The 24,580-nt window shown below is 54.6% G+C and carries 15 protein-coding genes; 5 read left to right on the forward strand and 10 right to left on the reverse strand.

From position 1 onward, the window contains the following. Nucleotides 1–5: 5 nt before the first annotated feature. The 5 genes from RB_RS20610 to RB_RS20630 form a co-directional block, all read right to left on the reverse strand. A complete protein-coding gene (locus RB_RS20610; RefSeq protein WP_231846509.1) occupies nt 6–2,543 on the reverse strand; it encodes a circularly permuted type 2 ATP-grasp protein in 2,538 nt (845 codons plus the stop codon). 289 nt (nt 2,544–2,832) lie between these two features. Next, complete coding sequence (locus RB_RS20615; protein ID WP_011122581.1) at nt 2,833–6,180, reverse strand: transglutaminase family protein; 3,348 nt, start codon at nt 6,178–6,180, stop codon at nt 2,833–2,835. Continuing rightward, complete coding sequence (locus RB_RS20620) at nt 6,177–7,127, reverse strand: alpha-E domain-containing protein (RefSeq protein ID WP_007325200.1); 951 nt, start codon at nt 7,125–7,127, stop codon at nt 6,177–6,179. Before RB_RS20620 ends, RB_RS20615 begins: the two co-directional genes overlap by 4 nt. Before the next feature lie 111 nt (nt 7,128–7,238). Further along, on the reverse strand, nt 7,239–8,798 hold the full coding sequence (locus RB_RS20625) for a circularly permuted type 2 ATP-grasp protein (protein WP_007340179.1): 1,560 nt from the start codon (nt 8,796–8,798) through the stop codon (nt 7,239–7,241). A gap of 247 nt (nt 8,799–9,045) precedes the next feature. Next, the gene (locus RB_RS20630) at nt 9,046–9,900 is read right to left on the reverse strand and encodes a metallophosphoesterase (protein WP_164922965.1); all 855 of its coding nucleotides are present in this window, start codon (nt 9,898–9,900) and stop codon (nt 9,046–9,048) included. A 182-nt stretch (nt 9,901–10,082) separates the two neighbouring features. Here RB_RS20630 and RB_RS20635 point away from each other — a divergent pair, with 182 nt between their 5' ends. The 3 genes from RB_RS20635 (at nt 10,083) to RB_RS20645 (ending at nt 14,000) form a co-directional block, all read left to right on the forward strand. Beyond that, nucleotides 10,083–11,735 carry an outer membrane protein assembly factor BamB family protein gene (locus RB_RS20635; protein WP_164922966.1) on the forward strand — a complete coding sequence of 551 codons (1,653 nt, stop codon included), beginning with the start codon at nt 10,083–10,085 and terminating at the stop codon, nt 11,733–11,735. Then, the gene (bshB1, locus tag RB_RS20640; RefSeq protein WP_007333027.1) at nt 11,732–12,484 is read left to right on the forward strand and encodes a bacillithiol biosynthesis deacetylase BshB1; all 753 of its coding nucleotides are present in this window, start codon (nt 11,732–11,734) and stop codon (nt 12,482–12,484) included. Before RB_RS20635 ends, bshB1 begins: the two co-directional genes overlap by 4 nt. A gap of 97 nt (nt 12,485–12,581) precedes the next feature. Then, nucleotides 12,582–14,000, forward strand: coding sequence for a hypothetical protein (locus RB_RS20645; protein WP_173391559.1), 1,419 nt, complete (start codon nt 12,582–12,584; stop codon nt 13,998–14,000). On the opposite strand, the gene RB_RS20650 is transcribed toward RB_RS20645, so the two are convergent. From RB_RS20650 to RB_RS20670, 5 genes are all read right to left on the reverse strand, one after another. Then, nucleotides 13,997–15,394 carry a tetratricopeptide repeat protein gene (locus RB_RS20650; RefSeq protein WP_011122588.1) on the reverse strand — a complete coding sequence of 466 codons (1,398 nt, stop codon included), beginning with the start codon at nt 15,392–15,394 and terminating at the stop codon, nt 13,997–13,999. The two genes, RB_RS20645 and RB_RS20650, sit on opposite strands and share 4 nt — an antisense overlap. After that, nucleotides 15,387–16,571 carry a multiheme c-type cytochrome gene (locus RB_RS20655; protein ID WP_007333030.1) on the reverse strand — a complete coding sequence of 395 codons (1,185 nt, stop codon included), beginning with the start codon at nt 16,569–16,571 and terminating at the stop codon, nt 15,387–15,389. Before RB_RS20655 ends, RB_RS20650 begins: the two co-directional genes overlap by 8 nt. Nucleotides 16,572–16,590: 19 nt before the next feature. Further along, entirely contained in the window at nt 16,591–16,773 is a 183-nt protein-coding gene (locus tag RB_RS20660) for a hypothetical protein (RefSeq protein ID WP_007325192.1), read from the reverse strand. Nucleotides 16,774–16,921: 148 nt separating this feature from the next. Then, nucleotides 16,922–18,172 (reverse strand): DUF1559 family PulG-like putative transporter, encoded by a 1,251-nt coding sequence (locus RB_RS20665; protein WP_144043581.1) that lies wholly within the window; start codon nt 18,170–18,172, stop codon nt 16,922–16,924. A gap of 432 nt (nt 18,173–18,604) precedes the next feature. Next, the gene (locus tag RB_RS20670; protein ID WP_164922967.1) at nt 18,605–20,134 is read right to left on the reverse strand and encodes a sialate O-acetylesterase; all 1,530 of its coding nucleotides are present in this window, start codon (nt 20,132–20,134) and stop codon (nt 18,605–18,607) included. 187 nt (nt 20,135–20,321) lie between these two features. Here RB_RS20670 and RB_RS20675 point away from each other — a divergent pair, with 187 nt between their 5' ends. Together RB_RS20675 and RB_RS20680 are read left to right on the forward strand one after the other, a co-directional pair. Next, on the forward strand, nt 20,322–20,915 hold the full coding sequence (locus tag RB_RS20675) for a sigma-70 family RNA polymerase sigma factor (RefSeq protein ID WP_037200268.1): 594 nt from the start codon (nt 20,322–20,324) through the stop codon (nt 20,913–20,915). Beyond that, the gene (locus tag RB_RS20680; protein WP_011122595.1) at nt 20,912–24,544 is read left to right on the forward strand and encodes a PSD1 and planctomycete cytochrome C domain-containing protein; all 3,633 of its coding nucleotides are present in this window, start codon (nt 20,912–20,914) and stop codon (nt 24,542–24,544) included. Before RB_RS20675 ends, RB_RS20680 begins: the two co-directional genes overlap by 4 nt. Nucleotides 24,545–24,580: the final 36 nt, after the last annotated feature.

A 24,580-nucleotide genomic window follows, 5' to 3' on the forward strand; every position in this document is an offset into this window, starting at 1 on the left:
TGAATTCACCTTTGAGTTGCTTCGGGAGGCATCAAGGATTCATCCAGTGATTGTTCGCGATCGCCAGTCAAAGTCTGCTCGGGTGCAGTATGAATGAGGTATCGTCCAGCAATCGCGTTTGCCAATTGAGGAATCTTTGTTTGAACCAATTCCAACAACCGCTGAAGTTCCACTCGGTTGCCCGACGCGTTGACCTCAGTGAGAGTCGCAACGTCCGCGATCAACAACGGGTGCTGAAGTTCACGAGCCAATCGTTCGTCAGCGCCCAATGCGACACGGCCTGGTTCCGTCGGTAGATCACTGAGCAACTGCTGAATGTCGTTGAGCTGAAAACGCAGCGACCTTGGGTTGGTTTCATCCGTGACCATCAAATCAATCGCGGGTGCCGGACGAACCAATGACAGATAACGCGATCGATAGGTCATCAAGCTGTCGGTCGCATCCAAAATGCTCTCGCACAATCCAACTTCGTCAGCGACCGGACGAGCCATCGTAGCAAGTAACAACTCGGCGGTTTGATCGGCGCGTTCCAAACGACGTCCCAGCAAGACGAAACGCCATCCATGTGTTCTTGTCAGGCTCTCCGCGGTCAATCCACTGAACGCCATCAAGTGAGTGATCAAACGGTTGAGCCGTTCCATCGCTCGCGAGACGTTGACCGTCGTCGGTCTTCGCGAACCCGAGATATCCGCGTGAATGCTTTGGAAAATGCGATAGGCATCCAGTGAGATCCGGTCGCGAACGGCCGTCGCGTTGTGCAGGGCGCTGGCGACCGAATTTTGCAGGGCACGCGGATTGGCGGTGTCGAAGACACTGGACGGCAGCACGCTATCCAATTGAGGCATGGCGCCGTCGAGGCCCTCAATCGCGTAGTCAGGTTCAAGTTGTCCAACGGCCGCCAAAGCAGCCACCAGTCTCGTCATCTCAGGTAGATCGTTGAGTTCGTCTTCGCCTACGAGACGAGCCAATGTCGTTCGCAGCAATCTCGCGATGGACTCACAACGTTCTACGTAACGCCCCAACCAAAACAGATGTTCCGCAACACGACTGGGCAACTCAGCTCCACTGCGTCGCAGAACGATTGTGCGATCGTCGTTGGAGAGCAATGTGGTTTCGTGGTCGACCGGTTTGTCGCTGACAATCCAACAATCCTGCGTCAGTTGACCCTGTGTCGGCGAGTTGCTCAGCAGATCTTCTTTCGGACTGACACGGGCGAGTGCACCCGGCAACACTTCGATGTTGGTCTTGGTTTGCAGCACAAACGTCCGAAGTGAAACGTGCCATGGTTCGAATCGCTCTCGATGCCACACCGGTGTGACGCTGTGAGACAACCGATGTTGCCCAACAAATCGATTGGGTTGGGCCTTGATGCGACGAACCAAAGCTTCCTTTTCTTCGGCGGTGCATCGAACCGGCATCACCGGCCGCGTGTCGCTGACCGCGAACGCATCTCGCAGAACCAATTCATCGAGATGTTCCAAAACATACCGACGTTCCTTTTCCGCCCCGCACCAATAGGTCGCCACGCTGGGCAATTGCAACGTTTCACCCAACAACAACTTCGCCGCAGCCGGTAAGAATGGGATCAGTGCGGGCATCTCAGCGATCGCAGTTCCGATCGAATTCACAACCGCCAATTGACCGCCACGTTTGCATCGCAGCAATCCGGTGACACCCTCGGTTGAATGAGGCTCCAATTCCAACGGATCGCACTTTCGATCAGACACATGCCGCCAAAGGACTTCGATCGGAAGCAACCCGCCCAACGTTTTCAAATGCAACCGTTCACCGCGAACCGCCAAATCGCGGCCTTGGACCAAGGTGTATCCCAAATACCGAGCGAGATAGGCGTCTTCGAAATCGCGATAGCTGCCGTGGCCGGGAGTCAGCAATGCCACTCGTGGGTTATCGTTTTGACGAGGCGCGAGCGATCGAAAATGACGTCGCATCGATCCGAAGAAGGATGCCAGCCGACGCACGTTGGCGGTGCGACTGAGATGCGGAAAAATGCGTCCGTGAACAATTCGATTCTCGAGCAGGTAGCCCAAACCGCTCGGCGCCCGGGTCCGATCACCCGTGACCCACCATGCACCATCGCTGGCACGAGCAACATCGAAACCAACCAGATGCAGCCGATGACCGGCGGACACCGGAAGGTTGTGATAGACACGAAGGAAACGAGGGTTGTCCCACAACAACTCCGGTGGCAAAACGCGTTCACGAATCAGCCGTTGAGGCCCAAGCAAATCAGCCAGGATGGCTTCCAGAACACGCGTCCGTTGAGCAAGTCCGGTAGCCAACCGGTTCCAATCTTGCTCCGCGATAGCCATCGGCACGGTCGCCAATTGCCAAGGGCGTGTCTGCGTGCCTTCACCAGTGTCGATCTGAAACGTTGACCCGTTCTCGCGAATCAATTGTTCAATCTGCGATTCGCGGTCGTTCAGCCCCGACTTGCCAAGGCTCGTGACCTCATCAGCAATGCTTTTCCAACATGGTCGTAGCGTGCCATCGGGCAAACGACACTCGTCAAACCGATCCGCCATCGCAGCATAGCTGCCTAACGAAAGTGCCGGTGGCGATCCCGTGGTCGAATCAGTCGCAGTGTCTGTTGCAGTGGGAGTCGGCACGTTCACCTTGGAGTCGATCGGAGTTGGCAAAAGCGTCGACCCGAGGACTTTCCATCGTGGTCGACGTCTTCGTCAGTGCAGAGCATTGAAGCCCAATTGTAACCGCGGACGGTGATTCAGCGAGTGACCTGAATCCCGATTGAACGACGACTTTTTGCCGACATCACGCAAACATCAACGAATTCGCTACTGCAAAAAAGTTTGATCAACCACGTCGAAGATCCATCGTTACCGGGAATGGCTCGTAGCCCGTTCGTGGAGGCAAGCTAGGCAAGACAACTTCGCCTCCGGTGAGGGTCAGCTCACGGAAACGAGATGCACGTCTGGACTCAGCTTCCTTCGGATTGACCGGGAACTGCTCGTGACTCAAACCACCAGGGTGAACGGTGTGGTAGGTGCAGCCCCCGATCGAACGACTGGCCGCTCGATTAACCAAATCAAATTGCAATGGGGTGTGAATCCCGATCGTCGGATGCAAACATCGAGGCGGTTGCCAGGCACGATATCGAATGCCCGCAACATACTGACCGGCGACGCCGGTCGCATGCAGCGGTACTTCGCGACCAGCAACCATCAACGCGTGACGATTCGGTTCCAACCCATCAACCAAGACTTGCAACCGTTCCAAAGATGAATCAACAAATCGAGTCGTTCCGCTCGATCCGGGTTCTTCACCCATCACGTACCAAGGCTCGATCGCACTGCGGAGTTCCAAACGCATTCCATCGAGAACCATCTCCCCAATCAATGGGAAACGAAACTCATGGTGCACCGCGAACCAATCCGCTGATATCGGCGAGCCCTTGGCGTTGAGTTCACCGATCAATTGCGTGAGATCCTGCCAAGCAAAGTGTGGCAACAAAAACTGATCGTGAAGACGAGTGCCCCAATGTTGAATCGGTCGATCGTAAGGTTGCTGCCAAAATGCGGCCACGCACGAGCGAATTAACAACAACTGAGCCAGACTCATTTGTTCGTGGGGTGGCATTTCAAAGCCACGCAGTTCGACTAACCCCAAACGTCCGGTTGAACTATCAGGCGAGTACAACTTGTCGACACAAATTTCGGCACGGTGAGTGTTGCCCGTCAAATCGACCATCAGATCCCGAAACAAGCGGTCAACTAACCACGGCGGAACATCACTGCCGACCGGAGGCAACTGACTCAGCGCGATGTCCATTTCATACGCCGCGTCTTGTCGAGCCTCATCCATCCGAGGTGCTTGGCTGGTTGGACCAATGAACCGACTGCTGAACATGTATGATAGCGACGGGTGATTGTTCCAGAACCGAATGAAGCTGGCCAACAAATCAGGCCGCCGCAGAAACGGGCTTTCGTTCGTGGAACGTCCACCCAACACGATGTGGTTTCCTCCACCGGTCCCGGTGTGGTAACCGTCCAAGTCGAACTTCTCGGTGCCCAGACGTGATTTGCGAGCTTCGTGATACAGCGATTGCGTCAACTCAACCAAATCGTCCCAAGATCCTGTCGGCTGCGTGTTGACTTCGATCACACCTGGGTCAGGAGTGACCTTGAACAATTCGATTCGATCGTCAGCGGGCGGCAAATAGCCTTCGATGATGACGGGCAATTTGGTCGATGCACAGGTTTGCTCAACGGCGGTGACCAAATCCAAGTAGTCCTCGATCCGTTGGGTGGGCGGCATAAAGACATACAATCGCCCGTATCGACACTCCACACACAGCGCCGTTTGCACCACGTCTTCGCTGGTCGGCAGATTGTCGTCGTCCTCTTCATCCAAGACTTGTGGGTGAATTCGTTCTCGTGACTCGTCCGACGAATCGACCCGTCGATTGCCTCGCGGGTCTTGCTCATTGCCACGCGGCATCTCAGGCGGCGGCAACGGTCCGTGCGGAGCGGTCGGATCCATCGGCGCGGTGTAGAACGGAGCCTCGGATGCGGAAGCAACTGGCAGACGATCCAGGGGCAATCGCAAACCGATCGGCGAATCGCCGGGGATCAAGTACACGCGTTCGCTTCGAACGGGCCATCGGCCGCTGATCCATCCCGGACGGGCCTGCCACCATGCTCGGCGAACCGGAAGCACATAACCAACGGGCGAACCGAGCCCAGCGTTGAACGTTCGCATCATCATCGCACGTTCGTTGGGATCCTCCAGCTTCGGATCCGTCGGATCGACATCGATCGGCAGACGATTTTCTCGCCACAAGTAATGAAAGACGTCCTCGTGAACGGGGAACGTCATCCGGGCACTGACATTCAGCTCACGTGCCAGCGACTTTACAAATCGCTCCGCGTCGCGGTGAGTGTGACCGTAATCCTTGCCCTCATCGGCGATCCATTGATCGTCCTGCCAAATCGGTTGTCCATCACGCCGCCACAAACAAGTCAGCGCCCACCGAGGAAGCGACTCGCCGGGATACCACTTGCCTTGACCGTAGTGCAGCAAACTTCCCGGTGCCCAACGTTCTCGCAGACGAGTCAGCAAAACATTGCTGAGCACTCTTTTCTCTTCACCAACGGCATCCGTGTTCCATTGCGGATCATCCATGTTGTCGATCGAAACGAATGTGGGTTCGCCACCCATCGTCAACCGAACATCAGCCGATTCCAATTGCTCATCAATCGCTCGGCCGGCCTGCAAGATGTCCTGCCAAGTTGATTCGGCATACGGTTTGGTCACGCGTGGATCTTCGTGGACCCGAGTGACCGTCATCTCGTGTTCGAATTCCACTTCGCATGGTTCATGCCCACCAATGATTGGCGCGGCATCGGTGAATGTCGGCGTGCAGGCCAGCGGGATGTGACCTTCGCCGGCCATCAAACCGCTGGTTGGATCCAATCCAACCCATCCGGCACCGGGCAGATAGACCTCGGTCCACGCATGCAGATCGCAGAAATCCTCCGTTGGTCCGTTGGGTCCGTCCAAGGATTCTTGATCCGCGGTCAACTGAATCAGATACCCCGACACAAAACGGGACGCCATCCCCATGTGACGAAACGCGTTGACCAACAACCAAGCTGAATCACGGCACGAGCCACTGCACAGCGTCAGCGTTTCTTCAGGCGTTTGGACACCTGGTTCCAAACGGATTTTGTAATCGATCTTCGATTGAGCCGCTCGATTGACATCGACCAAGAAATCGATGATTCGCTCCGACTTCTTCGGCAGCGTCTCGATCCATTTCTCAAACTTGGGCGTCATCTCCACCGGCGCGAGGTAGCTGGCCAATTGCCGTTTGACTTGATCGTCGTATTCGAATGGCCATTCCTGAGCCGAGTCATCGACGAAAAACTCAAACGGGTTGATGACGGTCATGTCCGCCACCAAATCCACGCAAACGGTGAAATGGTCCGTCGGTTTCTCAAAGACCAATCGCGCAACCGGATTGGCAAAAGGATCCTGTTGCCAGTTGCAGAAGTGATCTTCGGGGGAAATCGCCAAGTTGTACGACACGATTGGCGTTCGACCGTGATAGGCCGGACGCAATCGGACTTGTTGAGCACCGACCATGATCGGTCGTTCGTATTTGTACGACGTCTTGTGATGGAGCGCGACGCGGATCGTCATGAATTCACCGAAATTTGAAAATAGTCTTGTCCAAGAGCTTCACCAATTCGGTTGATTTCGGATTGAACCGAATCAACAAATTGGTGCATGCCGCCCGCTAGCGCTTCTTCGACTTGAGTGTGAGCTAAACGATGTTGCAGTTCGTCGAGAATGGGACCCGCCGTACGGGTCATGTCGCTGGAGGAAGCCTGCTCGATTTCTCCGAGTGACCAGTTCGCTGAGGCGATGCAGTGGTGAATCGATCTTGGAAAGCTGCGATTGAAAAGGAAGAAATCAACGACCTTCTCAATTTCAATTTGATGGTGATCGCGACGGTAGGCTTCGAACCCGCTGATTGCCAGCAACAATGCCGACCACTGCAAATCGTCAACCGCCGTGCCAACGTCTGCCAAGTTCGGCAGCAAGTTGAAGTACTTCACATCCAAAATTCGAGATGTCTTGTCGGCTCGCTCAAGCATGCGGCCCAAGTTCGCAAAGTGCCATCCACTGTCCTGAGCCATCGTGCTGGCAAACACGCCGCTCCAAAGCAAAGTCTGCTTTCGAACATCATCAAAAAACTGGCTGGTCGGGTCCATCGCCGCTGCGGGCGAAGCATCGCCAACGAAGTGATAAAACTGATTGAGTTGTTCGAACGCTTCCGAGGACAAAGTCTCACGAACGCCACGAGCATTTTCGCGAGCCGCTCGCAAACAGGAAACCATGCTGTTGGGATACTCATCGTCGAACGCGAGAAACTGAACGACATTGCGACTATCGGGTTTGCCGTATTTCTCTTCGAACCATTCCTCATCAGCGGTGACCTGCACCAACGGACTCCATGGATCAACCAAGTTCTCAGGTTGATCCAGAATCAAGTTCAGAGTGACCTCTAAGAAGCGTGCGATGTTCTCAGCACGCTCCACTTGGCGACTCATCCAGTAAACGGATTCAGCAACGCGTGAAAGCATATCAGTGGTGTCAGCGATGAAAAGAAAAGCGACTGCGCGATTGAATTGAAAACGGCGAAAGCGGATCGATGCAGGGTGGCTATCGCGGCCAAACAAGCCCTGCCAACAGTTCTAGACCCGAGCGATGGTTTCACCAGCTTGTGCGACCACCCATGTGTCTTTGCTACCGCCACCTTGGGACGAATTCACGACGAGACAACCCTTTTTGAGTGCCACTCGTGTCAGACCGCCGGGCAGTACCCACACATCGTCTGGACCATCACAAAGGATGTAAGGACGCAAATCGACGTGACGTCCTTCCAAGTGATCGTCCACCATGGTCGGGACCCGAGACAATTGCAGCGTCGGTTGAGCGATGTAGTTGCGAGGATTGTCGATGATCTTTGCCGCGAATTCTTGACGTTCTTCTGGCGTGGCATGCGGCCCGATCAAGATGCCATAGCCACCTGATTCGCCAGCCGCTTTGACAACCAATTCGTCCAAGTGATCCAAGACATAGGCGCGGTCTTCCTCGCGATCGCACAGGTATGTCGGCACGTTGGAAAGAATCGGCTCTTCGCCCAAGTAGTACTGGATCATCTCCGGCACATAGGCGTAGACGACCTTGTCATCGGCGACACCGGTGCCCGGTGCATTTGCGAGCGCCACATTGCCGGCTCGATAAGCCGACATCAACCCGGGAACACCCAAGACAGATTTGGGGTTGAACACTTCCGGGTCGAGGAAGGTGTCGTCAACGCGTCGATAGATCACGTCGACCGCTTGAAGACCATCGGTCGTTCGCATGTAAACGCAATCGTCTTTGACCAACAGATCACGTCCTTCGACCAATTCAACGCCCATCTGGTGCGCCAGATAGGAGTGTTCGTAGTAGGCGCTGTTGTAGACACCCGGTGTCAGCACGACCACGTTCGGATCGGCAACGTGACTTGGTGCCATCCGGCGAAGCATCTGATACAGCCGCGCGGGATAATCGCTGACCGGGCGAACCATCGATGCCGTGAACGCTTGTGGGAAGTTCCGTTTCATCACCGAGCGATTTTGCAACACATACGAAACGCCGGACGGACATCGCAGGTTGTCTTCCAGGACAAAGACGTTTCCGTCGTTGTCGCGAACCAAATCGGTCCCGGTGATATGACACCAAACATCGTGCGGCGGACGCAGACCTTTGCACTGAGGCAGATAAGCCGGACAAGAATCCACGATCGACGCCGGGATGATGCCGTCTTCGATAATCTTTCGTTCGTTGTAGATGTCCGACAAAAAGCGGTTGAGCGCACGAATTCGCTGTTTCAAACCACTGTCGATGTGCGTCCAAACATCTGGCGAAATGATTCGCGGAACGATGTCAAAGGGCATGATTTTTTCAGTGCCCGCCGAGTCACTGTAAACCGTGAACGTGATGCCCATTTGGTACAGCGACCGTTCAATTGCCAGCTGCCGACGATTCAATTCACCCGGTGGCAGCCGATTGATCAAATCCACCAGCGCGACCGCATCGGGCCGCGCAAACGAGTCTTGATCCACCACTTCGTCGAAAAAAGATCCGGTTTCGTAACCAGCTAAAGACGGGAGAGTTCCCGATTGAGATTGCATTTGTCCGTTCTGCGACTGACCGGCTTGCGCCTGCGCCAGCGGCGACTGAGTTTGTTGTGGGTGATTTTGCATGGAGCAATCTACCGGTCGCGTTCGCGAAACCGGCCAACAGAGTAAACACGACGACACACATCCCTCTCAACCACCGAACAATCGGTAGGGGTTCACGGCCAGTCCGCCTCTGACTGTTACGCTGCAGTGTATCTCAACTAATGGTGCCAATGAAACGACTTGACTGCGACGATCACGAAGGAAGGTCAGATTTCCTCCGTGAAGCATTAGCAGTGCGGTGAATGCCATAAACAAACCTTTCAGTCGCTCAAACACTGACCGAAACCGGCAGAACCACGGGTTCAAATTTCACGTGTTTGACCGCGGCACCGGCGTTGTAAAAGTCAATTCCAGCGACATGGACACCACCGAGGCACCGATGAGTGTGTCCAAAAACGACTTGGCCAATGTCTTGGTGCATCCAATCAGGTTGTTGCCTCGCCCAATGAAGCAAACGCAAACACGTCGATCGCCGACGATGAGCGACCCCCGCCGCGGCCAAATGCAATCGGGCGGTCACCGCGGCGTCGTACAAACCGTTTTGTAGATTGGCGGGCGAAGTGGCTGGTTCATGAGCCCAACGGTTTCGATATTGATCCAGTCCAACAGAATGGCGGCCACCCTCGATCACGTCGCCATGGACCATCAATGTGTCAGCCAAACGAATCGCATCCAATCCCACGTGAACGGATCCGGGGCGTATCGGCAATCGCACGTGCTGAGCCGATCCCGTCGAGTCCGAGTCGTCCGAATGAGTGTCGCTCGGTAACAAGTCTTCGGGCTGGGTGTGCGGACGAGCCCACCGTTCCAGTGACTCGCGAAAAGCGGCTTGGGCGTCGTGATTGCCCGTGAGATAGACGAAAGTCTTGTCCGGAAATTCGGCTCGCCAGGCTTCCAACCAATCGATTGCGGCTTTGCGTGACACTTCGCCACCACCGATCCGACTCCAGCAAAAATCGAACAGATCGCCGCCCCAGACGCAGACGTTCGAAGCCTCCACCGCCCGCCGAACCGTCGCCTCGTGCCGATCATAGTTGCAGCGAGAACTGAACAGATGCAAATCCGAGATGAACGCCAGTTGGATCGGATCGGTAGGATCAGACTCGGGAACTAATTCCGCCAACCTGGGCGGCGTGTTACCGTTCTCCGATAGCTGTTTTTTCCTACGCTTCAACATTTCTCTCTCGCAGTGTTTGGTCGACCATGACCGTGACTCCTCCCGATTCGACATCCTCGAATTCTGAACCAACAGGTTTCGAACCCGCGAAAACCGTGCCTACTAAAGTAACCGCCGTCCGCCGCCATGTGCTGAAGGCTTTGGTCGCCCTGATCGCAGGCGTCATCGTCGTTGGGCTGATTCAATCTCGAGCCCACGAGACCGATTATCAAAAAGCTTTGCTGCAAAGTCTGGCGGCCGGCGGAATCGCGTTGCTATTTGTGTTGTATCAGCTGCAACGTGCCAGTTCAGCGGCGGCAAAAGCGTGGCTGGTTCCAGCGTTTTGTTTGGCATCGATCGTCGCAGCAGGCACGCTTCTCCGGTTCGAGAGTTTTTCGGGCGAAATGGTTCCGCGATTCTCCTGGAGGTTCGGAAACAACGAAACACCTGCTTTGAAAGTCACCCCTTTGGCCGAATCCGACTCAGATGAGCTCGCTGTGGAAGTACAGAGTTCAACAGAAGAGGGTTCATGGTTGGGGTTTCTAGGAAACGGTCGCACGGGAGTGATGCCAGAACGCGAATTTGAGATTCCTACATCCGCCGATGAAATCACTCGGCGATGGGATATCGGAATCGGCGAAGGTTGGTCTTCGTTTGCGGTCGCCGATGGCATCGCGGTGACTCTGGAACAACGAGATGAAATGGAGTGCGTCACGGCCTATCGACTCTCCGATGGTCAATTGCTCTGGTTGGTCGAACACGAGGCGAATCACTTTCAAGCACTCGGCGGCGGCGGTCCGCGTTCGACTCCCGCGATCATTCCGGCGACCGAATTGTCACCCGGCCGCGTCTATGCCCAAGGTGCCACGGGAACCGTTTGGTGCTTGCAACTGACCGACGGTGAAGTCCTTTGGAAACGGGACCTGATTGAAATCACAGGTTGGACCATCGAAGAATCGGAACAAGCGATCTCATGGGGCCGATCGGGTTCGCCATTGATTGTCGACAATCTTTGTGTGCTCCCGCTTGGTGGTCCCGCATCCGCATCAGACGAAGGGCGTTCATTGATCGCTTTGGATGCGGCAACCGGCGAGACCGTTTGGCGGAGTGGTGATCAGCAAATCAGCTATGCCTCCGCGATGATCATGACTCTTGGCGGCAAACGACAAATTGTTTCCGTCAACGAAGCCGATATCACCGGACATGACATTGAATCGGGCAAAATCCTTTGGTCGTTCCCCTGGGAAGGCAAATCGAACTCGGGTGCCAACTGTGCCGCGGCAATGCCAGCTGGTGAAAATCAATTTTTGATCGGCAAAGGCTACGGCGGCGGAAGCTCTTTGATCCAAGTCACCCGCGTCGACAACGCAACGAACGCCAACGATGACACTTCGAAGGACGCTTCCTCAGAGACCGAGACGTTTGTTGCCGAAGAAATTTGGCATTCGTCCCGAGTCTTGAAAACCAAGTTCAATCACACTCTGGTTCGAGACGGCATCGCCTATGGATTGAGCAACGGTGCTTTGCAAGCAGTTGAAATTGAATCCGGCAAGCGACTGTGGGAGCAATCACGTCGAGATCGACTCGGCCAAGGACAAGCAGTCTTGGTTGAAGATGTCCTGGTAGTGCAGGGAGAAGAAGGAGAGGTCGTGCTGGTTGCCGCCGATCCAGATGACTACCAAGAATTGATTCGCATTCCAGCTTTGCAACACAAGACGTGGAACATCCCTACCGTGGTCGACAACCTCATCCTCATACGCAACGCTCATCAAGCCATCGCATTGGAGCTACCTCAACGATGACCGTCACTTCCTCCGTCTTCACGGACTCTGATCCCTATCCTGATCCAGACAACATTGAACCGCTCGACTTCCTGGTCGTTGCACCTCATCCCGACGACGCGGAGTTGGGCATGGGCGGGACGATCATGCGAATGATCGACGAAGGCATGCGAGTCGGGGTGCTGGATCTGACCAGTGGCGAACCGACACCCCATGGCAGTCTCGACATTCGAAAACGCGAAACAGCCCGTGCAACCGAAATCATGAAGCTGACTTGGCGAGGCAACGCCGGATTAACCAATCGAGCCGTCGAAGCCACCCTGCCCGCTCGAGAACACATCGCTTCTTTCTTTCGGTGCTTGCGACCGCGATGGTTGTTCGCACCCTATCACGAAGACGCTCATCCGGATCATGTTGCTGCGACTCAGCTGGTCGAAGCGGCACGGTTTCATTCCAAGCTCAGCAAGACGGCTATGCCGGGTCCGCGACATCATCCCCAACGCATTTACTATTACTTTTGCATTCACCTGCGTTTGGCAGTGCAACCCAGCTGGATTGTCGACATCTCAGAACAGTGGGACCGAAAACTCGAATCGATCCGTGCCTACGAAAGCCAATTCATCACCGGTCGCGACCCAGGCCCACCGAGTTTGACCGATCGATTCCGCGACGATGCGGCTTACTGGGGTCGCTTAATCGATCGCCAATATGGCGAGCCATTTGCAACCAAAGAACCTCTTGCGATGACTAGCTTGCGAGACTTGATCTGAGAGCTCCAGTCGTTCCCAAATTGCATTTTGTCGGCGGTGGATTAGCCTGTCCTCAAGAGCGACACGCTCTCATTTCTTTGACGCCTTGGTTTCCAACATGCCTGCACAGGATTCAGACAAACCGCTGTTTCCCTTGCCGCTGACGCCGCTGGAAACCTTCTTCGTCTTGGACGAAAAAGAGTCGTGCCCCATCGTCAGTTTTATCGAGCTGCAGTTTTCGACGCCTTTGCAGCTACCTGTCTTACAAAACGCATTGAACGAGACGGTGAAGGATCACCCCTTGCTCGCTTGCAAGCTGGTGCGTCACGGCGAGCGATTCTTCTGGCATTTTGATCAGGATCTGGCACCTCGAGTACTGACCAACGAAGACCTGCCACTGACCACGGGACCCGCTAACAATCCCCTGACACAACCTTTTGATTTGTTTCGCGAGTCAGGATGTCGCTTCTGGTACGTCCCCGCAGAAACCGGCAGCCGCCTCTATGTTCAATTGCATCACGCTTGTGGCGATGGCGTTGGGATGCGACAAGTCCTCGTTGGGACACTCACACGTTACGCTCGGGCAACGGGCGATCCAGAGTGCGGTAAAACCTCACGAAAATCTTCACGGTCGGCGCCCAATCCAGAACGTCTCCGCGACAGAAACGACTTCTCCGAATTGCTTTCCAAACCACCCAAACGTTCGTTAACGACTTGGGATCGAATTCGGAATGCCTACTACTTTCACTTCCAGCGTCCCGCAGCTCTTTCGACACCCCGGGGGTCTGGCTCCACATCAACTCAGCAACCGCCTGAGTCACAAGCAATCAGCAGACCCTTGCGACATATCTTGTTTAGCAAGGAAGAATCAGCCTCAATTGAGAAGGCCTGCAGCAACGCGTCCATCCGAGTCAACGACCTCGCGATCGCGATGCTGTTCCAAACCTTTGAGCATTGGGAACAATCCCATGGTGGTGGAAAAGCAATCCGCTACCGAGTGATGATGCCGGTTGATTTGCGATCTCGAAAAGACTTGGATCTGCCAGCAACCAATCGGCTCAGCTTCGCTTTTTTGGGACGACGCAAAGACCAATGCCAGGATCGTGATGCACTCATCTCCAGCGTCGCGGACGAAGTGGTGGCAATCAAAGAAACTCGTGTGCACATGGATTTCCTGGACGGCTTGGCTGCGGCGGTTCAACACCCGCGCTTCATGCGGTGGGTGATCGAACGCAGTCGGCACATGACCACCAGCGTCCTCACCTACACCGGTGATCTTTCGCGAGGAATGAAAAAGTTCTTTCCGGAAAGGAATGGGCAGCTTCAAATCGGCGACGCCTACCTTCACAACGTATTCGGCTCGCCTCCCGGTCGCGAGGGAACCAATGTCGCTTTGGGCGTTTGCATTAATTGGGGCCAGATCTGCATCTCCGCCTCCTGGAATCGCCAAGCCTGGGACGCGACCACGACCGACCAATTTTTGCAAACATACGCCAACAACTGGCGAGCATGGCTGGAGCGCCAAACTATCAGTTAATCTGGCACGATTGGAAGGTCATCAAGATCCAATCCACACAGGACAAAGGTTGGGTCTGTCTGAAATGATTTTGATTCCAACCAACTCAAGCGTTGCTCGTTGATTTTCAGAATCGCTTGTTGAACTTCGTTCTTTGGACGGCCCGAATTGGCGACGGCGATCGTATTCCAAGCCAAAGACTCATCGTGTCGATGCAATTGCTCGAGCAACTCAACCAGTTCGACGACTTGCTCGTACTTTCCGCCCGCCGACCGCCTGATTTGATCTCCGAGCGATTTGGATTGACGAATCAGCTCGGCTCGTTCCGAGGCATTTTTGGCCGCGTCCTCCAACGCGAGTTGTTGCAGTGACTGACTCAAACGCTGATACCCAATGTCATCCGTTGCGTCACGCAGAAGGGCTTTGCAATAACAAGCCACTGCTTTTTCGTGCTCACCGCGCATCTGATGCAGCGTCGCAATCGCAAACCAAGCGTCCGCGTTGGATTCGTCGCTGAGCACCACTTCGTTGGACCACTGCGTCAGACCATTTTCGTCTTCCTCCAAAGCCAACAATCGACCAAGCAAAGACCGCTCCGGATCCGATGGTTCGCCCGGCGAATTGATCAACGTCTTGATCGCTTCCTCACGCGAGTCATTCGCTACTAAATCCTGTGCTGTTCCTAGAACACCAATGGGTTCGTCTTCTTCGCTGCCAACCATCGGAAATGGATCATCCGAGATAGACAGCAATTCAAGCATCCAGTGCTCCTTCACGGTACCGGACTTACAAAGTTGCCGGATGTGACTGGAGGCATCATGACGGCGACCTTGCCGAAGATACAACTTGGCGATTTCCTCATGCACCATTGCGATGTCGGGGACCTCATCCAAAATTGCCTTGTACCGATTTTCGGCTTGCTCCCAATCACCTTTCAGAACCATCCACTGCGCCGTTTGGCCTAGCGTGGGCAACCTGGCTTGTGGATCGCGCATAGCAACCGAATCCAACATCGCAATGGCTTCCTCGAATCGATGCCGCTCACCCAAGACACGAGCCATGACAAATATTACCAATGGATCGTCAGGTCCATAACGGAAGGCGACGCGTGCGTGATCGTAAGCTGCGTCGATCCTGCCATCGGCGAGTGCCTGTTCCGCCAGTTCACGCGACGCGGCGACGTCGACTGAAATCGCAGGTTGCACTGTATCCTGTCGAGGCAAAGATCTCTTTGGCCGATCGTTGCTGAGAACTTCGGCGGTGGATTCATCTTGCTCAACCTCCAAACCAGCCTTGCTCAAAGCCGAAGGCAACTTTGACTCTGATGTTGCATCGCATGAAAGTTGCGAAGTCATTGTTGCAAAGACAACCAGATTCAACGACCAGTGCAACTTTCGTCGATGTTGATCACTCATGTTCTCGAACCCGAATCCAATGGTCGTGGAACACCATGTCCTGCTCCACCGAGATAGGCGGCATATGACATTTCACACATCCACCATCGGTAGAGACAGAGCAAGCCACTTGTGAATCAACGTGTGGTTGGTGACACGTTTGACAATCTTGGTCGTAGTCAGCTGTTGACTTCAAACGAGCGTCTTGATGCGGGTTGTGGCAAGTCGAACATGTCAACGAGCGACCAGACTTGATATAGCATTCACTGCGTAACAATCCGATTGGCTGCAATCGCAGCAACTCGCTGGAGTAGTCGCGCAACTCCTTCGGAGAAACGTGCCGAGGCAGGCGATGACAAGACCCACACAGTTGAATTTCTGATTCTCCGTCCCAATCCGAACGTCCCACGGAAAATGGCGGAGGTGCATCCATCCGACGAGCTTGGCGAACGTGTTCACTTCCTGGACCGTGGCACTTTTCGCAATCCACATTCGGAATCAGATCTCTTAATTCGTGATCAACGATCTTCCCCGATGTCGTGTGACATTCGATGCAGGAATCCATCTTTTCTCCACGAATCCTCTCACCAAAACAATCCATCGCTTCCAATGGTTCGGTGTTCGTGTGCCCTGGCGTCAATCCAAAGCGACCGAATTGTCGTGAGTCTTCGGCTCGATGACTCGATGGTTCGCCGCCTCGGTCTGGGTACCATGAAACCCGATGTTCCATCACGGAGGACGCCTTCGATTCCTCTCGCACGATTGAGAACAAAGTGATTGCATTGCGACCCGACCCCAGCGCAAACGGAAACTGCATCGGTACCAGTCCATTGGCCGATTCATCCGAAGCACGGAGTGCTAACAATCCTTCTTCAGAAGATCGATAATGAAACAAACCGTGATTCTCACCCGCATCGACTGTTTTTCCATCAAACAAATTTGAAATGGTCGGATCACTCGTGAACCTAAACGTGGAAGCGTGGCCCGATTCCCGATGCTTCTCAAAGTTGCTGCGATGGCACTCTGCACAAACAGCTTTGCCCACATAAATGGGCAAAGCCGCCACGTTCGATTGATTTAATTTGCTCGGGCTCTCACCCGACGTCGATAGCACACTTGCGGATTGAACCACCCAGCCAACGGCCAATGCGAAAAGGCTACCAGCCTTCCATCCGATTCGCTGCCGACTGATGTGCATGCTGCTTGACCCTTTCGCATCAACGCATCGACTTCTCAAGTTCCTTGGCGTACTCCTCTTCGCTCATTTCGCCGCCGGGGACCTCTGTTGTGGGTTCATCTGTGGGAGGAGCGACCACGGTACTGCCCGAGTCGTCGCAGCCAACAACAACGCCGATCAGTAAACAACCGGAGAAGAACAAAGCCAACGTGTTTTTGGTCATCGTATGTACCTGAATTCAATTGAGTGGGTTTGAGTTAAGAGCGAGCCTATTCAAATCAATGAACAACTCATCGAGCCACGATGTCCAACCGTGGCTCAGTCAAGAAAAGGCACGCGAATCGACGCGTGCCGTGTGATCAGATCGCAAGTCAGAATTCGGAGACAGTTTCCTTGCCCGCTTTGCTACCCAATGCTCCCCAAACACCGTAGGGACTGGCGGAGCCCGGTTTGTTGGTGGAACTGATCATGGGTGCGTTTTGGTTTCCTGCTTCGATGGAATCGGTGATGAATTTCACCGCACCGTCTCCCATCAAAATGTGGCAGCCACCTTGGTGATGACTGCTCGGTGAGAAGGTACCGGGGTGGTCGGCCCAGTGACCGATGCACAACTCACTGTTGGGAGGACGTACCGTGAAGACGCCGGAGATGGACAACCGAAACGCGGATGCCCAACTCATCCCGCGTCCGTTTGTTTCGGCGTTGACTACCGATACCGGCGGTGAGCAATGACTGGCTCCCGTGGGGCACCAAAACTGAGGCCGTTCCGGATCGATCTCGTCCGATTCCACGCAATGCAGTGGATTGTTGGTCACGTCATTGTCCGCTCCGCCCCCGTTCCATGACAACGATCCTTTGACCGCTCTGTCGCCCAAGTTAGAAACAATTTCACCCATCGCAATTGTGTTGGACAAACCATCCAGCACGTCACGAAATTTGAATGAGGAGTATGGAGCGAAGTAACCGCGGTGGGCGGCTTTTGCCCTGATGACGTTTCCGTTGTTCATGCTAGGGAGAAACGTCGCCAGATCGTAGTGTTGTTGCATTTGGATCTGTGGCGAATCGCCCAAGCATGGACCGTAGTTGGTTCGGCCACGACCCGGCAAACCCATTCCCGGGTCGCTGGGACAACGCAACATGGCGATCTCTGTTTGCCACGGAATGTAACCTGGATCCGTCGAATAAGCTTTGGGACTTGGTCCCATCGCGGGCCAGTAACCAAGCGGTGCCGGCGGTGCCGCACCGGTCACTGTTTCATAGCTTCGATTGGAAATTTGTTCCCACAATCCTTGTTGCTCAAAGTATGGAGTCAGCGCAACCATCACGCTTAGACTTTTCCGATTTGCCGTGTTGCTCGCACGCCACCACGCCGATGGCGTCTCAAGACCCGCACCGGTTCCGCCACCATGAGGCGGCAGCTGGTTGAATGCAGAGTGATAGTTGTGAATCCCTAGCCCGAGCTGCTTGAAATTGTTGCTGCAACTCATGCGTCGGGCTGCTTCACGAGCGGCTTGAACCGCTGGCAACAACAAACCAACCAAGACCCCAATGATGGCAATCACCACCAACAACTCCACCAGCGTAAATGCGCCCCTCGATAAATCTCTCCTGTGCCCAATCATCGTTCTCTCGTTTCTCTCTTGCGAAATGATTTCGAAAAGACGGTCGGTGGATAACTCCACCCCCCGTGCAAACGTATAGAGATACTAAGGATTCAAGATGAGCGTTTTCAAGCAATTTCCGAGTCGGCCGGAGTAAAAAATGCGAATTATTCTCAACTGCTAGCGTGATGTTCGCACTCTCAATGAATCTCTAATGGTTAGATGGTTCCCTTTAAAGCCTTCCGATCCGACATTCCCCGTCCTGTGGACAACCCAAGTTCGAGCAAGGGAAAGTCCACCTGTTTGACCATCAGTGGACATCCGTGCGGAGGGTTTGTACGAGGTTTCTTCGCTGGCTTCACGCCTTCTGGATTCCGGACTCGCGAAAAAAAACCGCCCGAGCATTTTGCTCGAGCGGTTGCTATCGATCAGATCTTTGAGGGATGACTTTCATCAATCCTTCGGTTGAGTGACGCCTGGCCAGTCATCCGTTCGGAAAGGAGTCATCGGCAGACCTTCTTTGCTTTGCACATTGCAAACTGGGTTGTCGGCCCAGGCATATCGCACGGCAACCGGATTCGAGACGGACTCTGCTGACACTTCGATGGTGTCCTTGCCGACGATCTTGGCCTTCGCGTGAACGAACTTTTGGTCTTCGCCTGCGATGGTGAATCCAATCAGCTCGGGAACGTCAAACGTGTCCAAGCCACCACCGACGTGATCGAACTGAACGATTGCTTTGTTGTCCTCGAACTTCGCGTCGCGATAGGTCGGGCTTCGATAGGGAATGTCATAGCCATAGTCCTTTGCCAGTGCCCATCGAGCCAATCGTTTGGCCACGTCTTGCTTGTTCTTCGGGTGAATGTCAGCCGATTCGCCCAAGTTCAAAATCACAGCTTCGCCTGTGTTTGGCAATCGCGACATCGTCATCGTTTGAGCTTCGCGAAGTTCTGCCCAACTGCTGTCGGTCGGCTCTTCGACTTCCGAGCGGAAGTCAGCTAGCTGGACCCAGTAGAACGGGAAGTCGCCTTGTCCCCATTTGTCTCGCCAAGTTTGAATCATCAGCGGGAACAAATCGCGATACTCGTAGGCTCGTCCCGCGTTTGATTCACCCTGATACCAAATTGAGCCACGAATCGTGTAACCAATGGTTGGCAACAACACGCCGTTATAAATGTTGGCGGGACGATGGTTGCCGGCCGAGTCATCACGTGGTCGCCGAGGCGCGTTGCCTTTGCGACCATCGGCTACCCACTTGCGATGCTTTTCTTCCCACGACTTGACCATCGCATCAAAGTCGTAATTAGCCATGCGTTTGTCCCAACCTGCCAGCATCGATTCGTACTTGCCGTCGGCTTCCAGCACATCGCGAGGAATCCAAGCTTCTGCCGCGGATCCGCCCCAAGCGTTGTCAATCAAACCGACTGGCACATCCAATGTTTGATGAAGTTGTCGACCGAAGAAGTATCCCACAGCCGAGAAGTCTTTGACGGTATCAGGAGTGGCGGCCGTCCATTTTCCCTTGAAGTCACGTTGCGGTTCTTGCGTGCCGACTTGGGGAACCGAGATCAGACGAATCTCTGGGTAATCGGCAGAGAGTGATTCCAGATCGGCATCGTTGGCACTTTGCACGGCCCAAGCCATGTTGGATTGCCCTGAGCAGATCCAAACTTCGCCAACCAGAACATCGGTGAAGGTCTTGGTCTCGTCTGCCTTCACCGTCAAATCGTAAGGTCCGCCCGCAGGAAGGGCTGGGACTGAAACGTCGAATCTTCCTTCGTCGTCGGCTTTGCCTTTGGCGGCTCGATCGCCCAGTTGAACGCTGACTTCTTGGCCGGGCTTGGTCCAGCCCCAGATGTGAACGGGCTCATTTCGCTGCACGACCATCGAATCGCCAAAGATCGCTGGCATCATCAATTCCGCCTGTGCGGTCGAGCCTGGCAGGCTCATCAGACAACTCGCGATCGCGATTCCTGCGAGCAAAAATCGGGTGGGTAGGGGTGTTCTCATGGTGGGAGTTTCTCCGTGGGTGGGATGGGAGGTGGGAACTTCAGCAGCAGCATAATCGCTTCCTCGCCCCAATTGGGTTTGGGACCGATTTCACAAAAGTGTGAAAATTCGGAGTAAAACGAAGCGTGCTCCCTACATCACTTGGTGGAGACCCAATGGTTTGACTCGTTCGTGCAAGGCTTTCGAAGACCTGCTTCAGCAGGCCCAACGTCCTGTGCTTGGTCATTTGATCAGGCTGACCGGATCGGTCCACGCTGCGCAGGACGTGCTGCAATCAGCGAACGTCACCGCGATGGAAAAGCAAAACGCTTTTGAAGAAGGAACCAACTTTGTCGCCTGGTTGAGTCAGATTGCGATCAACCATCATCGAAATCAGACGCGAAAACTTGCCACGTCACGGTCTGTGGTGCTGATCGACGATCAACTTCATGAAGTCATCGAACGACGTCATCGCGAAAGGGTCGAACAACAGCGTCAACACAACGATTGGCAACGCTTGAAGCATTGCGTGGAACAACTGCCCGACCATCAGCGTGAACTGATCAAGCTCTTCTATTTCGATGGACAAACGTTGAACCAATTAGCCGAGCACACCGGACGCAAAGCCAATGCAATCGGCCAAGCCCTTCACCGGGCTCGCCAACGTTTGATTCGCTGCGTTCAACGGAACCAAGATCCGACGGACACCGATTCCATCGACGTCGAGCTTCTCTCCGATCCTCCCCTTTCTCAACAAACAGCGGAAACCCCATGAGTTCTCGGGAACGAATCGATCAATTGCTGACCGCTCACTCAGCAAACGAACTGACGGCTGAGGAAGCCGGCGAACTGCGTGGGATTTTGATGTCCGACAGCGAGGCCTTGGACCACTACCTTGATCTTTGTGATTTGGACGAAGCGTTGGTTTCGCAAAATTCGATCGCAACGCCAATTTCACCTTCGCCAATCGCATCCCAACACTCAAGCATGCGCCCGTTTCTTGCTTGGTGTGCCGCCGCCTGCGCATTGGTCGTTTCCAATATGCTTTTGTTGCAGACATGGACTGCAACGAACCGCTCACGTGTGGCGATGGTGGATGAAATCGTGACCTCATCCCCTGAGGTCGATCGCACGACGACCCAGACCACCAATCACTCCGACGGTGGGCGTTCCTCCGACCGACGTACCCCCAATCCTTGGAAGGTCATCAATTCCTCGGGTTCAATGAACCATCCTGCGTTGACCGCCGTGTCGATTCCTGAATTCGAATCCGCTGCCAATCGCAAGCTGAAATTCAATCGCGATATTCGTCCAATCCTTTCGGAAACCTGCTTCCACTGTCACGGTCCCGATGAACATGGTCGTCGAGCGGATTTGCGACTGGATACCTTGGAAGGTGCCACGGCGGATCTTGGCGGCTACCAACCGATTGTGCCTGGCAACGTGCAAGAGAGCGAAGCCTGGCAACGCATCATCAGCGACGATCCGGACATGTTGATGCCGCCCCCAGAATCTCATCTCGCTTTGACGCAGGAGCAAAAGACATTGCTAAAGCGTTGGATCGAAGAGGGTGCCGCCTATGAAGGCCACTGGGCGTTCATTCCACCGACGACGCCGGAAGTTCCAACGGTTGACTTCACCGAGGAACCATCCGAAAAGAGCTGGGCTCGCAACGAAATAGATTTCTTCGTGGCTCAACGTTTGGCCGAAGCTGGTTTAGCACCCTCACCGGAAGCTGACGCGAGAGCGTTGATTCGCCGATTGAGCTTTGACTTGACCGGTTTGCCACCGACCCCCGAAGAGGCCAACGCCTTCGTCCGCGATTACCAATTGCACGGCGAAACCGCCTATCAAGAAACGATCACGCGGCTGCTTGGTTCACCCCATCATGGCGAACGGATGGCACTTCCTTGGCTCGATCAAGCTCGCTACGCCGACACCAACGGCTATTCGATCGACGGCGGTCGTCACATGTGGTTGTGGCGAGACTGGGTGATCCAGGCCTACAACGACAACATGCCTTTTGATCAGTTCCTGACCGAACAGCTGGCGGGTGATATGCTTCCCAATCCAACCGAGTCGCAACTGATCGCGACGGGTTTCAATCGCAATCACATGATCACGCACGAAGGCGGCACGATTCCGGAGGAAAACCTCACAAACTATGTCGCCGATCGGGTGAAAACTACCAGCGAAGTCTTCCTGGGTTTGACGATGGGTTGTGCCCAATGCCATGACCACAAATACGATCCGATCTCACAGCACGAATACTATCAGTTCTTCGCATTCTTCAACGAGCTGCAAGATCATGGGTTGGATGGGAATTCGGGTCGCAATGCGGCTCCAAACATCATGGCCAAAACGGTGCTTCAAACTGACGAGTTGCCACAACTTGAATCAGAGCTGGAGCAACGACGTGTGCAATTGGCTAAAACCACGGAAGGGTTGGAAGCATGGCTGGAATCACAGCGACAGGAAGAAGAAAGACGCGGCGACCAGTTTCGGTTCGTGCCGATCGAACTGTTGGATGTCTCCTCGCCCAACCTTCGCGGTGCAATGGAGTTTGATGCAAACGGCACGGTGAAGATCGCTCAACCCAGCCGCGGATTGAATGGGATGAGTCACTCGCTGCGATTCGCGACGGAAGAACTGACTGACGGATCACCGATCACCGGCCTTCGTGTCTCCTTTCACCCGCGACCCGGTCCCGCCAAACCCGAAACGGAAGCAAACAAAGAAGATGCAGCCGAGTCGACTGAACCACCCATGGTCCTGACGCCTTTTGACGAGGCGGTCCCCAAGGTCACCACCGTTTTGATCTCGGCGACGGAACAACCAGCGGACCAGGTTGATTACCACCGTCAGTTGTCATTCCGAAAAGTCACCGCGAGCACTCAAGCGGACGGACACACAGCAGGATCGATTCGGAATGAAAGCAATGAACGTTGGTGGCAACCTTCGACGGGTCAAACAGAACAACATCTTACGTTGACTTTCGATCAACCGATTGATCCTCAAACGACACCGTATCTGAGCGTGCTGCTGGTCTTCGGCCAGGGCAACTCGCTCCCGTACGAATGGCAAATCCAACCATTCACTGGCAATGACACCGACAGTCGTTGGAGCCCTTCACTGGTCGATGCCATTCAAACGCCTTCCGATGAATGGGACGTCGCGACACGACAAACAGTCCTCGAAACGTTTCGTCAAACGAGCGATCAGCTCCAACCTTTGCGAACCCGGATCAACAACCTGGAGGAACGCCGCGACGTGTTGACCGGCTCGTTCTCAACCATGGTGATGAACACCGCCGCGAAACCTCGCGAAACGTTTGTGCTCGACCGCGGCCAATATGACTCACCCACGGACCGCGTCTTTCCAACGACTCCCGAAGTGCTGCCCGAACTCGCCGATAAGAATGAGACAGCGAACCGTTTGGACTTGGCTCGTTGGTTGACCGATTCCCAGCATCCACTCACCTCTCGCGTGGCGGTCAATCGCATTTGGTCGTTGTTCTTTGGTACCGGATTGGTCGCCACATCAGCCGACTTTGGTTCGCAAGGAGAATACCCCAGCCATCCAGAATTGCTGGATTATCTGGCGACACATTTCGTCGAGATCGGTTGGGACCAACAACAACTGATTCGCGAAATTGTTAGCAGTGCAACCTACCGCCAACAATCCTCTGCCACACCGGAACAGATCGAACTCGATCCTAAGAATCGGTTGCTTGCACGCGGGCCTCGGTTCCGTCTGCCAGCCGAATTCATTCGCGATCAAGCTCTCGCGGTCAGCGATCTGCTCGTGCCACATGTGGGCGGTCCCAGTTTGCAACCGTATCAACCGCCGGCGCTTTGGAAAGAAGTCAGCCACTTTGGTAGCACGCCCGCGACCAAACAAGTCTTCGTTCAGGACCACGGCGAGAAGCTGTATCGACGCAGCCTCTACACGATTGTCAAACGAACCAGTCCTCATCCGGCGATGGCCGCCTTCGATGCACCCAGCCGTGAATTGTGCACGATGGATCGCGGGGCGACGAACACGCCCATCCAAGCACTCGTGACCCTGAACGATCCGCAGTTCGCTGAAGCAGCTCGCGTATTGGCCGAGCGTTTGTGGACCGAATCCGCCTCAAACGAGACATCCGTTTCAGATCTCGATCGCATCGATCAGGCTTTCACTCTGGTCGTCGGTCGAAAGCCCAACGACGAAGAGCGTGACGCCGTGCAGTCACTGCTGCAAACCGAACGTGAACGTTTCGCTCAATCACCTCAGGATGCCTTGGCCGCCGTGTCGGTTGGCGAATCGCCCCGCTTAGAAACACTTGATCCCATCGAACATGCGGCATGGATGCAAGTCGCAACGTTGCTGCTGAATTTGAGCGAAACGCTGACTCGACTTTGATCGACTCGCCCAACGTTCACGCTGTCACCAATCAAC

Origin of the sequence: Rhodopirellula baltica SH 1 (genome assembly GCF_000196115.1) — a bacterium.
Lineage (GTDB): Bacteria > Planctomycetota > Planctomycetia > Pirellulales > Pirellulaceae > Rhodopirellula > Rhodopirellula baltica.